Origin of the sequence: Stenotrophomonas sp. STK16_22 (assembly GCF_051984505.1) — a bacterium.
GTDB lineage: Bacteria > Pseudomonadota > Gammaproteobacteria > Xanthomonadales > Xanthomonadaceae > Stenotrophomonas > Stenotrophomonas maltophilia_A.
On the sequence record NZ_CP196972.1, the window covers coordinates 3793880 to 3806459 of the forward strand.

The following is a 12580-nucleotide window of genomic DNA, read 5'->3' on the forward strand; positions in this document are numbered from 1 at the left end:
TCACGCCGGGGCTCCATGGCTTACCAGCCGATGCCCACACCCACGCCCATGCTGCGCTCACCACTGTTGGTGAACGCACCATTGAGGCTGAAGGTGGCCGAGCCCTTCTCGTTGAGCACGCGCTGGTAGCCCACCGCCATCGCCGACTCACCCTCGCTGTAGCCCACACCCGCACCGAGGCGGTTGTAGGTGGCCAGGCCGGCGGTGTTCATCGCCATCGCCGTCTGCGCGCTGCTCATCGCCGCCATGCGGTTGAAGCGCTTGTCCATCTTGTCCAGGCGTCGCTCGACGTTGCTGATCGCACCATCGGTGTACTCGTTGGCACGGGCCAGCATCTTCTCCAGCTCGGCGGTGTCGACCTGCGGCTTCGGCGAGTCGTCCTTGTTGGCCTTCGGCTGTGGTGTGGGCTTGTCGCCCTCGCCTACCGAGGCGACCTGTTGGGAGTCCTTGCCTTCCGGCACCACAGGAGTTTCCTCGGCCTGCGGCTTCGGCACCGAGGACGACGCCAGTGCACGCGGTGCCGGGGCATCGTCGATGCGCTGCTCCAGCCCATCCATGCGGCCGTTGAGCTGCTGCTGCATCGAATGCAGCTGGCCACCGTTGACCGCATCGCGACTGCCGGCCGCGATCAGGCCGTTGGCCACGTTGGAGATGACCATGCCGTTGGCACCGGCGAGGGTGAGCTGGTTGACGCCGTCGGCGCGAACCGAGGGGGCATCCTGGAAGACAGAGCGGAGCTGGGTTTCGACCTTGTCCACGCGCGAGGCGTTGGTGACGACCGCACCATCCAGCGCTTCAAGTGCGCCATTCAAGGTGGACTGTGTCTGGCCCTGGACGTTGAAGCGCGGGCCGACGATGTTGCCGTTGGCATCGACTTCGCCGCCGAGAGCGGAAAGCGCACCGCGCAGCTGGCCGACGGTGGCGGCGTTGTGGTTGGCGGTGCCGTTGGCGATGTTTACGAGGCGGCGCTTCGTTCCAACATTACCAAACGATACAACTCCTGCCTCGGTCGCATGAGAGCTGGTTCCGAACGCGATAGAATCGCGGGCTCCGGGTTCGACCCTTGATCCAACGCCGAACGCAATGGCTCCGATTGCACCCGGCTCACCAGCCCTACCAACCTCAGCTCCGGTCCCGATGGCAAAGCTGGAATCTGAGCCTTCGTAGACAGTAGATGCTCGTCCGAGGGCAATTGAATTTCTACCCATTGCTTCGGCGAATGTTCCAATCGCCGTGCCACCCTCAATGCCCGTCTTTGCCAAGTTTCCAATGGCGAGACCAGCCGGACCAGCCTGAGCCTGACCATATTCTGGAGCCGTGCCCACGCTGACGTATTGACTGATGCCTTCCAAGGCCGACACACGGCTATTGGTCTCATAGAGCTGACTGCCGCGCACAACGTCCGAGCTATCAGCCGAAAGCTTCGCCTCGGCCACGCCAGTCAAACGCGCACCACCGTAGTCGATGACGCTCGCATCCAACCCACGCATTGCCTGCTGACCCATCTCCCGCTCCTTGCGCATCGCGTCCAGATCATCCCGATTCTGCGAGATCTTCTGCTCTGCGGCGTACAGCTGGCTGCCTGTTACGGCATCACGGCTTCCTTGCGCCACTCGGCCGTCGGCAAGATTGGTCAACACCATGCCATTCACGCCACTCAGCGCGATCTGGCTTGTGCCGTCGGCACGGGCCGAAGGTGAATCCTGGAAAATCGAACTGAGCTGACCTTCCACCTTGTCCGCGCGACGGCCGGCGGTAGTGACGGCACCATCGAGTGCCATCAACGCATCCTCGACGGTGTTCTGCGTACCGCCCTGCACCGTGTAGGTCGGGGCGATGATGTTGCCGCTGCCGTCCATGCCTGCGCCGCCCCCGAGGGTGGCGAGGGAATCATTGAGCTGGGAGACAGTGGTGGCGTTGTGGTCGGCCGTACCGCGCGCGACGTTCACCAGGCGACGAAAAGCAGTTGCACTTCCAAATGAAGCCACTCCGGCCTCATTCGCTTGAGAGCCTTCGCCAATCGCCAGCGAACCATTCGCTCCTTTGCCCACCTTTGCCCCGGCACCGATAGCAACGCCTCCCCGTGCGCCACCTCCCGCAATGCCAACCTCCGCTCCAGCACCTAGTGCAAATCCACTATCGGAATCCTCGTGCACGACTGAGGCGCGGCCAATGGCGACGGAGTTTCTACCGAGTGCCTTTGCCAGGGTCCCCACTGCCGTCCCTCCATCGCTGCCGGTCTTGGCTGAGTTACCTAAAGCGACCCCGGCCAGCCCAGCCTCGGCGCGTTCGATAGTGGGCGCCACGCCGATGCTCAGAAACTGACTTGCGTCTTCCAGAACTGAGATCCGTGAATTGGATGAATACAGTTGTTTCCCGGACACAGCCTCAGCACTGCTGACGCTCAACAAGCCATCCGCCACACCACTGATCTTCCGATTGGCATTGGCGCTATTGCGCACGTCCAAGGTCGTTCCGCTGTTCTTCTCGCCCAATCGCACATTGCCAGAAGCAGATACCTGCGCCACCAGTCCACCCAGCGCTGCGGTCTCGGTCAGCGCCCTGGCTGCATCTGTCTTTGCCGCGGCAGCTTCAGTGCCCGCAGACCTGGCAATGCCCTCCACCGTCGCCACCTTGTCATTGGTCGCGTTGAGCTGCCTGCCGTTGACGGCCTCATAGCTGCTGGCGCCGACCTCACCATCAGTCACACCGGCCAACTTCCGGTTCGCGTTCGCGCTGTTGCGCACATCCAGCACGGTGCCGCTGTTCTTCCCGCCCACACGGACGTCGCCGCTCGCACTGGCCTGGCTCAGCAGCCCGTTGAGCGTTCCCACCTGTGTCAGGGCGGTGTTCGCGGCGGTCTTGGCCTTGTTGGCGTCACTCTGCGCAGTGCTGACATGGGTATTGGTGGCAGCGAGCTGCCGGCCGGTCACCGCCTCTGTGCTGGTGGTGGACAATGCTGCATCGGCAACACCGGTGATCTTGCGGCTCGCATTGGCGCTGTTCCGCACGTCCAGCAGGGTGCCGCTGTTAGTTCCACCCAGCCGAACATTGCCCGAGGCGCCGCTCTCGTTCAGAAGCCCAGAGAGAGCGGCAGCCTTCGCCAGTGCACTGTCAGCTGCCGTCTGAGCCTTGGCTACCGACTGCTGGGCATCGAACAGCTGGCTCCCAGTAACAGCATCCGTGCTGCTCTTGCTGATACTGCCATCTGCAACGTACTGGATCTTTCGCTTGACCGAGGCGTTGCCCACCGAGACCGAGTTGGCGGAATAGGTGACGGACCCGGCTCCCAGTGCCACGGCGTTCTCATGCTTGGCCTGGGCACGATCACCCAGCGCGACCGCACTGACCGTGGTTGCTTTCGACAGATTTCCGAGTGCACTCGCGTACTGCGCAGTTGCCTCGCTGCCACGGCCCAAAGCGGTGCTCTGGCTGGCAGTCGCCTTGCTCAGATAGCCGACAGCGGTACTCTGATCGGCCTGCGCCTTGGCATCGGTCCCCATCGCCACGCTCCAGGTTCCGGTGGAGTCAGCCCTGAAGCCCGCAGCGACGCCTCCATTGCCACTTCGACTGTTGACACCCAGGGAGACACCTGAGTTCGATCCGACAATCTTCTTTCCGTCCACGTCCACACCCGCCAACGCGTTGGCCCCCAAGGCCACGCTGCCACTGTTGTAGGCCTTGGCGGCATCGCCAAGCGCAGTGCTGGCGCCGTAGGTTCCCGTTTCCGCAAGCGCGCCTCTGCCCAGCGCGGGTGCGGCCGCGTCAATACGCTGGGTGGCCTTCTGCGCGATCTCGCGCACCGCTACAAGATCCGTCTTCGCGGTATTGGCAGTTTTCTCGACCGCTGCAACCTTCGTGTTGGTGGCATGCAGCTGGTTACCCGTCATGGCATCCGTGCTGCCAGCACCAATCACGCCGTCGGCAAGATACTGGATGCGGCGCTTCTTGCTTGCGCTGCCAACAGACACCGTGTTGGCTGAGGCGGACACAGAGCCTGTCCCAATTACGAAAGCATCCGTGTGCGAACCCGCCTTCAACATACCATTCAATGATCCGATCTTCTGCTCGGTGGCGTAGAGCTGCTTGCCGGTCACTGCATCGGTACTGGAACTGGTCAGGCGGGCGTCATCAAGGTTGACGATACGGCGCTTCATGGTCTTGTTGCCCACCGATACTGTGTTCAGCTCATCGGCTATGGAATGCACTCCTAACGCCACTGCCCCTGCCTTTGACGCTTTGGAGTTGTAGCCAATGGAAACACCATCGAACTCGGCCGTGGACGCGCCTCCCAAAGCGACTGCCCCAGTGCGGCCTTGAGTTCCAGCCTTAGCCCCTGCACCGATCGCAATTCGTGAAATACCAGCATCAACACCCACTGTCTGCGCTGATCCACCAATGGCAATATCGCCCTCACCGAGTGACCGGGCGCTCTTGCCCAAAGCAATCGCAGCACGCGCAGTCGCCTTGGCCGAGTCCCCCACCGCCACAGAGTTCGTGGCCGCCGCGTTACTGTCCGCGCCCACGGCTACACTCCAGGCTTCATTGCTCTTCGCTCTAAGTCCAATAGCAATACCGCCATTACCACTTGCGCCTGCCAGATAGCCAAGCTCAATTGCGTTTTGGCCCGCACGCGCCGACATTGGAGCCATGCCCACAGTTGGCACCTCTTGGGCAGGTTCTGCGAAAGCGAGAGTCTGTGTGGTTTCAACCAGATCCAACTGCTCCCCGTCTGAATCCAACTCAGCGGAACCAGCCGCGAATGGCAGTGAAATCAGGCACCCCATCAGTACAGTGGCACGCCGTCCCGAAGTGCCCTTCCCCGTCGTGCGTGCCAGTTCACTGCCAACCACCCAGCACTGCTTCGCTGTGCTCCAGATACGACGATAGATATGGTTCATGCTCTCTCCTTAACAGGACAAGGGAAATGAAGCCCCGCACTTGGGCGGGGCAATGAAGGTCAGGCGCTCGGCGCCAGGGTCGTTACGTGATCGCGATAGCTGTCGTTCGACAGTCGATACTGCAACTGCAGGGTGCTGCCCGGCTGGAGCTGGAACGGCAAGGTCAGCGCGGCATCGGGGTAGAGACTTCTGGACAGCTCAAGCGGCGTGCACACGCCACCGGTGTTGCACTCGGCAGCACCGGTGATGCCGACGCGCAGCGTGCCGGTGTTGCGCAGGGTGTTGCCCTGCAGTTGCAGATCCACAGTGCCTTTGGCAGGCACTACGTTCACCAGCGCGCCCCAGACCAGGCTGACACCGACGTTGGCCTGCGCCGCCTGCTCGTCGCCTTCCAGAATGGTGCCGTCAGGGCCCTTCACGCCCTCGAAGTAGATGCGGTAGGCCGCCTCCTTCTCCACCGTCTGCAGCGGAATCACCCGGATCAGGCGATTGCCACCGCCACTGAGCGCGAACTTGCCGGGCGTGATGGCAATCGCCGCATCGGCGGCTTCCACTTCGATCTCTTCCTCGCCCACCTGTGCCGGGTTGGCGATGCGCAGCAGGCGTGCCTGCACGTACTGCGGCTGGGTAGATTGCGAGTACACGCGGATCTTCGTGCCGTGCTTGGCATCCACCGCTGCGCGCATCGGATGAATGGAAAGGTTGGCCTGTGCCGGCGGGGCCAGCAGTGCGCTCAACGGCAACAGGCAGAACAGCAGCTTCTTCATGATGAGCCTCCGTGGGGATCAGGGTTTGCCGGTCGGCACGCGCAGCTCTACCGTCAGCTCGCCGTCGTAGAGACCGGGGCGTTTGCTGGCGATGGGCGTGGGCGGTGTTTCCAGCGTCAGCGGCGTGGGCACGCAGTACACGGGTTGGCTGATGCCCGGCAGCAGCACCATGCGTAGTTGCGCGCTGTCGATGCCGCGCAGCAGCTGTTCCTCGCCGTGCTTCATGGCCAGCAGGTTGCCGCCGTAGTTCAGGCCGACCTGGTAGTCGAGACGCTGGGTGTCGTCGCTGCCGCCGTCCTGATGCCAGACCGCGAAGTCCCGCCCCGGCGGTGGCCGAGGCCCGCTGTCGCGCACGGTGACGCCGAGGAATTCGCTCTGCGAGCCCACGCCGTCGTACAGGCACATGTCTACTTCCTTGCGCCCGGCGACGACCTTGCGAATCGGGTCGTAGCGCAGGTCCATGTTGACCAGGGGAGCGACACCGTCGAAGCCGGGGAAGTAGATCGAGATGGCGTCGTAGTCGGTGACGGTGAAGTCAAAGTTGAAGACGGCGGTGGCTACCGGTGCGGCGGCGGGGTCGGCTTTGATGCTCAGGCGCATCGTGGCCTTCCAGTGGCCTGCGACTAGTCTGGAGAGTTCGGTAGAGGGGAGCTCAAGATTGGCACCGGTACCAGCTGGTTGACTCGAATCGCACTTGAACCAGTACGACGCATTCAAACGCCTCCTGGATAGGTCCCAGTAATCAGTGAAGCAGGACCAATCCGACATGACCCTCCGCAGATATCCCTGTACTCGAAGCTCACTACGCAAGCCGGTTCTCTGCTCTACGAACAGCAGATCAATGTCACTTATGCCAACCGACGCTTCTGGCTCACCATCTATGGCGCACTTCCCAAACTCACTATCAGAAGCAGACTCACAAACAACATGGATCTGCCCATACTTCATCGCCAGGTCGTGACTGAACCCCAACACCGTCCGCGGCGCCCAAAGCTCCACATCGCCCGGCACCGCTGAGCGATCCCAGGTCATCACGATGTCCCGGCTCTGGTCCGTCGGATGCGTTTCCGGCGGCCACTGCGCCCACGCCCTCGGCGCCAGCACCACCAGCGCGCACACCAGCATCAACACCAACAACACACGCCGGTTCATGGCGTTCCTCCTGCAGCAGCGGTCTGGGGCGTGGCGGCAATCAACGCGCGTTCCTGCAGCAGCCGGGTCACCCGGGCCTGCTGGCGGATCTCTGCCGGCAGCTGGGCCACGGCCAGCGGCTCGCAGTGCACGGCGCCGACCAGCAGCACCACCTGGCGGCGCTCGCGCACCTGCAGCGGGCAGTGCAGCAGGCGGTCGTCCTGCAGCAGGTACAGCGTTGTTTCGCGACGCGGGAAATCGGCGACGAAGCCGCCATTGGCGCTGGTGCCGGGCACCGGCGCGTTGAGGATGCGGGCGCCGCCCAGCGGCGCTCCGGCAAGATCCTTGGCGTTGCCGATGAAGGTGTAGGTCACCTCGATCGGCACCGGCATGCGCATCAGCCGCCCGGGGCTGAGGAACATCGGCCGTGCGCCACCCACGCCGGTCACGCGGATGGCGGCGATGCTGTCCAGCGTGCTGGCGTCCTGCACTTCGGCGCGGTGCGACTGGTACGACGACAAAGGCAGCAACCGGCGCTCACCAATCTGCAGGCGTTGCCTGCGCAGGCCGCCCACCTGCAGTTCGGCCGCCACACCACGCAGGTCGATGTCGTCGGTGTCGGCCACCTGCACGGCCAGGCCGGCGTCGGCACCGTTGCTGCCGCTCCAGTAGAAGCCGCGCTTGCCCAGCGCGAAACCGGAGCTGTGCATGCCGCTGTAGGCGGTCTCGCTGCGGCCGCGCTGCTGGTAGTGCGCCAGCGTGGCGCCGCTCTGGCCCAGGCTGTTCTGCAGCTGGCCGCTGAGCGTGGCGCTGTAGCGGTCGCTGTTGTTGGCGCGCAGTTCGGCTGACAGCTCGCGGTACTGCGCATCGACTTCCTGGCGCAGGCTGTGGCCGACGCTGTAGTTGATGTCCGGGCGCTGATGCTGCGGCTGGCGCACGTCCACGCTGTAGCGGCGCTGGCCGCTGCCGGCGGTACCGCGCAGCAGGCGGGTCAGGCTCAGGTTGAAGTAGATGCCGCGGTCGCGTTGCTCACTGCCGCGCAGGCTGTCGCTGGCGCGCTGTTGCCACACGCCCACGCGCGTGGAGACGCTGAAATCCTGCCAGCGATGGCTGCGGCTGAAGCTGGCCTGCCAGGTGCGGCTGAGTTGCGGCTCGCGGCGTGGTTGCCACGGCGGCGGCGGTGGCAGCAGCGGGTCCAGCCCGGCCAGCGGGTCGCCCTCCGCACCGGGGAGCTCGCGCCCGGCGCGCCAGGTCTGGCGCCGCGTGTAGCCCACATAGGCACTGCCACCGGCCAGCGGCAGCGCCATCGAGGCGCTGAGCGAATTGGTGCAGCCCAACTGGTCGCGGGCGTCGGCCTCGAACTGGCAGGCCTTGCCACGCATGCGCTGCTGATAGATGTTCCAGGACGCGGTGCGGCGGTACGAGAGCTGGTGCTGCTGGCCGGTGCTGCCATCGTTGCCGCGCATGCCACCGAAGCTGGCGCGCAGTTCCTGGGTGGCATACAGGCGGCGAAGGTCCACGCGCAGCTCGCCGTAGCGGAAGCCGCCCAGGTCGGCGGCGCCGGCCACCACCGCCACGTCGCGGCCCAGCGGCACGCGCATGCCGGCCACCGCCACGCGTTCGCCATCGAAGCGGTCACTGCGGCGCTCGTTGCGCTTGCCACCTTGCACGAACCACTGCCATTGGCTGTTGGTCCAGTCGCCACCCTTGTCGAACGGCGCGTCTTCGCTGCGCACCAGCACGCCGTCTTCGTAGATGCGCAGGGTGACGTTGTAGTTGCCGAACGGGAAGTTGCGGGTGTCGATCTGGTTGATGCCGGCCTGCAGGTAATAGGTCTGCAGCAGGCGCGTGCCGTCGTAAGCATCCACGCGTGCGTCGCGCGCCAGCAGCACGGTCAGGGGCGTGGCCTGCACGGCGGCATCGGCATCCACATAGGCCTGGGTGGTGCCCACGCGCAGGCCCTGCAGGCGGTCCAGCGGCAGCATGCTGAAGCTGAAAGTGCCGCCCTGCGGGCTGGACAGGTTGCGGCGGTCCATGCGCCCGGCCTGCAGGTAATGCGCCTGCCCCAGGTCATGGCGGTAGTAGACGTTGTCGAACTGGAACGCGCTGTCACTGCCGCGGCTGCGGTAGCGCTGCTGGTTGAAGTTCCATTCGGCGGAGACATGCCCGCGATCGAACAGGCCCAGCACGCCGGTGCCACGCGCGGACAGCGTCTGGTAGTCGCGGCTGCCACTCACATTGATCACCTGCTGGTGCAGGAAAGCGTTCTCGGCGTTGGCGCTGACGGTGTGGAAGCGCTCGGCAGCCGGCTTGCCGGGAATCCATTGGCGGGCAACGAACAGGCGCACCGCGCCCTCGCCTTCGTCGTACAGCGCGCGCACGGCGGCGGGGTCTTCCGGTGGGTCGAGATAGCCGCAGCCGGCAGTGGCGCCACCGAAGCGGCAGGCCAGATGGCTGTTGCGCGGCATGGGTTGCGAGAGCGCGGGCAGCAGCGCGGCCTGCGCCTCGGCGGGCAGGTCGAGCGCCTGCAGCACGCTTGCTGGATCTTCCAGCTGTACGTGCTCCAGGGTCACACTCACCGGCGACAGCCCGGCCGAGCGGCCGAACAGCTGGATGTCGAGTTGTTCGGTCTGGCCTTCAACCAGATCCTCGAAGCCGGGCGGGACGCCGCGCGCCGCCGCCAGCGGCGTTGCCAGCGCCAGGGCGAGCGCGACCGCCAGCCGGGTGATAGCGGGGGCGTGTGGGGTCATGGGGGTACCGCTGGAAAGGCAGCCGGCCCGGCGTGCGGGCCGGCGCGGGGATTACGGCGCGGCGGCTTTCTGGTTCAGCACGATGTTGACGACGCCGGTGTACGTGCCCTTGGTGGCGATCGGCTTCGGGGTGGCCTGGGCGATGGTCAGCGGCATCGAGATCGAAGCACCCGGGGTGGCACCTGCGCCGGTGAACAGATCGGCGGCCTTGAACTCAATCGGGGTCACCGCCAGCGTGCGGCTGTTGAGGCTGACCGTCATCGCCTCAGTGACCTTGCCATCGCCGCTGACCAACACGAACGCGCCGCCGATCTTTGCCTCGATATCGGCAGTCTGATCGTTGGAGTGGATACGAACGCGCTGGGTGTTCGGCAGCAGGCCGCGCACCGGGTCGTGGGTCAGGGTGACCAGATCCGGCAGCGCGCTGCCATCGTCGCGCAGCAGGGCCAGGGTCGGGTCGACGTCGGCGTAGACGGAGATCTTGGTTTCCACGGCGTGCGCGGACAGCGAAGCCGTGGCCAACGCTGCAGCGAGCGTGGCCTTCTTGATAATGGCGTGCATGGGTTGTCTCTCTCGGACAAGGGGGAATGAGAAAGCCCCCCTCCCCTAAGGAGAAAGGGAGGGAGGCGCCGCCCGCAGAGGTGGTTGCGGGCGACGGATAGAATGTTAGAAACCCATTGTCCTGCAAGCCATTCAAGCATTCCTAAAACGTTGAGCGTTAAGAAGAATCTTTGAATTAGTTCAACGTTCCAGGCTTATGCAATTTCCCTCATTCGGTAAATGCAAAAAATCTCATTGCTTCGCCCTTGTAGAGTCGAGCCATGCTCGACTGCTGTTCGCGCTGTGCGTGCGAGTCGAGCATGGCTCGACTCTACAGTGGTTCATCCACGCATGGCGTGGATCTACAGACAAGGTTATGCAACTTCCCTCACGCGTTGAATACAACAAACCCCATTGCCTCGACTCTACAGTGGGCCATCCACGCATGGCGTGGATCTACCGGCCCTGGCTATGCAATTTCCCTCATGCGTTGAATGCAACAAATCTCATTGCCTTGCTTTTGTAGAGTCGAGCCATGCTCGACTGCTGTTCGCGCTGTGCGCGTGAGCCTCAGCCTGCGGGCACCACGGTGACGCGATCAACATCGATGTCGGTCGGCTTGAACCGATGCGTGTCGACCTTGCCATGCAGTTCCACCACGGTGTCCGCACCAATGGTCTGCGGTGGCAGGTCTTCGTCATCGATCTCCACTTCGATCTGGCCACTGGCATCGCGGAACTGGTAACGCTCGTGGCCAAGCTTGGCGACCAGGGTGCCACGCAGCACCACCGGGTGGTCGTCGCGCTGGGCGCGCGCATCGGCCACGGAGCTGGCAGCGGTGCCCGCACCCGGGCCGGTGTACTGCGCGGATGCGTGCGGGCTCAACAGGGCCAGCGGCGTGGCGATGAGGGCAATGGCAAGCAGTCGATTCATGGCGTTCTCCATGGCTGAGTAAGTGCCCTCAGGTTCTATCGCCCCGGATGTGATGCCTATGCAATAGATCCGAAAAGATGTGAAAGCGACATTCAGTGTCAGAATTCGTTCAGATCCTGAAGCAAGGTTTTGTAGAGTCGAGCACGGCTCGACTCTACAAATACCCATCCACGCATGCGTGGACTTCGCGTTGGCGCGTGATCAGAAGAAGATCGCGTACAGGATCAGCAGCGGAATCGGTACGCCCAACAACCAGAGCAGAATCATTTTCATGGCAGGTCTCCTTGCATGGAACGGGGGTTACAGGTCGCGACGGCGGCCGCCCCAGGTGGCGCTGAGGCTGGCGAAGAACGCGCCGATCAGCAGCGTGATGAACAGCCACAGCGCGGCATACGCTGCTGCCTTGCGGGCATCGTCGGCCGCCTGCTTGGCAGTGTTCTTGGCCTTCTCCAGCGCAGCACGCATGCGCGTCTGCACATCGGTCACGCGCGCCTGCGCTTCGGCCTGACTCATGCCGGTCTCGCGCGCGATCAGCTGGGACAGGTACTGGGTGTCGGCCGGATCCAGGCCATCTCCCTGCAGACTGTTGACGATGATGCGATTCACCTCGGCACGCACTTCACGGCGGTCAGCCACCGGGCCATTGCCCGGCATCGGACGCGGCGGTGCGGCCAAGCGCGCGTCGCGCGGGCCGACGCTTGCGACCGGCGGCGGCGGGGCCGCATTCGGATCCATCGGCGCACCCGGCGGAGGCGGCGTTGCAGGATCAGACGGCCCTGCGCTGGTGGCGCTGCGGAACAGCGAGTCCACCCAGTAGTTGAGGTCGCCTTCCGGCGCAGCCGCGGCGGCGCTACCGGCACTCGCGGCGGCAACGCCTGCCGTGGAGGCAGCGGCGCCTGCAGTGGCACCGGCCACTTTCGCGCCCGTGCCGAGTACGCCGCCGATGGCCGAGGTGAGCAGACCGGCGGTGAGCAGCGTGGCCACCGCCCACGACACGAAGCCATGTGCGGTATCGCGGAAGTAGGTTTCGTCGCCGTGGATCTGCGTCCACTTGGTACGCAGGCGTCCTGCCAGATAGCCACCCAGACCGGAAGCCGCCAGCGCGGTGAAGGTGAGCCAGATGATGCTGGACCAACCGAAGGTTTCCTTGCTGACGCCTTCGAACGACCACGGCGACACCGAGGACAGCCCCAGGCCCACGCCGAGAATCAGCAGGATGAGGGACAACGCGGCGGCGGCGGCGGCACCGGCGAAGATTGCACCCCAGGACACGGCGCTTTCGCTTGGCGGGGCGACGATGGGGGCGGCGACGACAGTGCCGACGTCAGGGCCGAGCGGGCCGCGCTCGGGTGGGTCGAATCGGGTACTCATGGGACGGACGCTCCGGATCAGATGCTGCGGGTGCAGCTGGCGTCCTGAGGCTGCGCGAGCGCTTGTGAAGCTGGCGAGACCCTTGAATCACGCGGTCTTGGCGCGGTGAAGAGCGTGCCAACCAAGGTTGGCACCTACCAAAAAGCGGGAACGCGGTAGATCCATGCCATGCGTGGATGGGGAAGCG

7 protein-coding genes are annotated in these 12580 nt (G+C 64.5%); all 7 read right to left on the reverse strand.

The window, feature by feature from the left end; genetic code table 11:
• Nucleotides 1-20 precede the first annotated feature (20 nt).
• Nucleotides 21-4901, reverse strand: a complete 4881-nt coding sequence (locus ACSYAO_RS17615) for an ESPR-type extended signal peptide-containing protein (RefSeq protein ID WP_049461745.1) — start codon at nucleotides 4899-4901, stop codon at nucleotides 21-23.
• 59 nt (nucleotides 4902-4960) lie between these two features.
• A complete protein-coding gene (locus ACSYAO_RS17620) occupies nucleotides 4961-5668 on the reverse strand; it encodes a pilus assembly protein (protein WP_049461744.1) in 708 nt (235 codons plus the stop codon).
• Between the two features lie 18 nt (nucleotides 5669-5686).
• On the reverse strand, nucleotides 5687-6820 hold the full coding sequence (locus ACSYAO_RS17625) for a CfaE/CblD family pilus tip adhesin (RefSeq protein ID WP_049461743.1): 1134 nt from the start codon (nucleotides 6818-6820) through the stop codon (nucleotides 5687-5689).
• Entirely contained in the window at nucleotides 6817-9549 is a 2733-nt protein-coding gene (locus ACSYAO_RS17630; protein WP_049461742.1) for a TcfC E-set like domain-containing protein, read from the reverse strand. Before ACSYAO_RS17630 ends, ACSYAO_RS17625 begins: the two co-directional genes overlap by 4 nt.
• A 51-nt stretch (nucleotides 9550-9600) precedes the next feature.
• Entirely contained in the window at nucleotides 9601-10110 is a 510-nt protein-coding gene (locus tag ACSYAO_RS17635; protein WP_049461741.1) for a CS1 type fimbrial major subunit, read from the reverse strand.
• A gap of 549 nt (nucleotides 10111-10659) precedes the next feature.
• Nucleotides 10660-11022: a NirD/YgiW/YdeI family stress tolerance protein gene (locus ACSYAO_RS17640; protein ID WP_049461740.1), complete on the reverse strand. Its 363-nt coding sequence runs from the start codon at nucleotides 11020-11022 to the stop codon at nucleotides 10660-10662.
• A gap of 300 nt (nucleotides 11023-11322) precedes the next feature.
• Nucleotides 11323-12393: a hypothetical protein gene (locus ACSYAO_RS17645; RefSeq protein ID WP_049461739.1), complete on the reverse strand. Its 1071-nt coding sequence runs from the start codon at nucleotides 12391-12393 to the stop codon at nucleotides 11323-11325.
• Nucleotides 12394-12580 lie beyond the last annotated feature (187 nt).

Coding starts and splice junctions, on each gene's coding strand:
- ACSYAO_RS17615 (WP_049461745.1), bottom strand. CDS start 4,901: ATGAACCATATCTATCGTCGTATCTGGAGCACAGCGAAGCAGTGCTGG.
- ACSYAO_RS17620 (WP_049461744.1), bottom strand. CDS start 5,668: ATGAAGAAGCTGCTGTTCTGCCTGTTGCCGTTGAGCGCACTGCTGGCC.
- ACSYAO_RS17625 (WP_049461743.1), bottom strand. CDS start 6,820: ATGAACCGGCGTGTGTTGTTGGTGTTGATGCTGGTGTGCGCGCTGGTG.
- ACSYAO_RS17630 (WP_049461742.1), bottom strand. CDS start 9,549: ATGACCCCACACGCCCCCGCTATCACCCGGCTGGCGGTCGCGCTCGCC.
- ACSYAO_RS17635 (WP_049461741.1), bottom strand. CDS start 10,110: ATGCACGCCATTATCAAGAAGGCCACGCTCGCTGCAGCGTTGGCCACG.
- ACSYAO_RS17640 (WP_049461740.1), bottom strand. CDS start 11,022: ATGAATCGACTGCTTGCCATTGCCCTCATCGCCACGCCGCTGGCCCTG.
- ACSYAO_RS17645 (WP_049461739.1), bottom strand. CDS start 12,393: ATGAGTACCCGATTCGACCCACCCGAGCGCGGCCCGCTCGGCCCTGAC.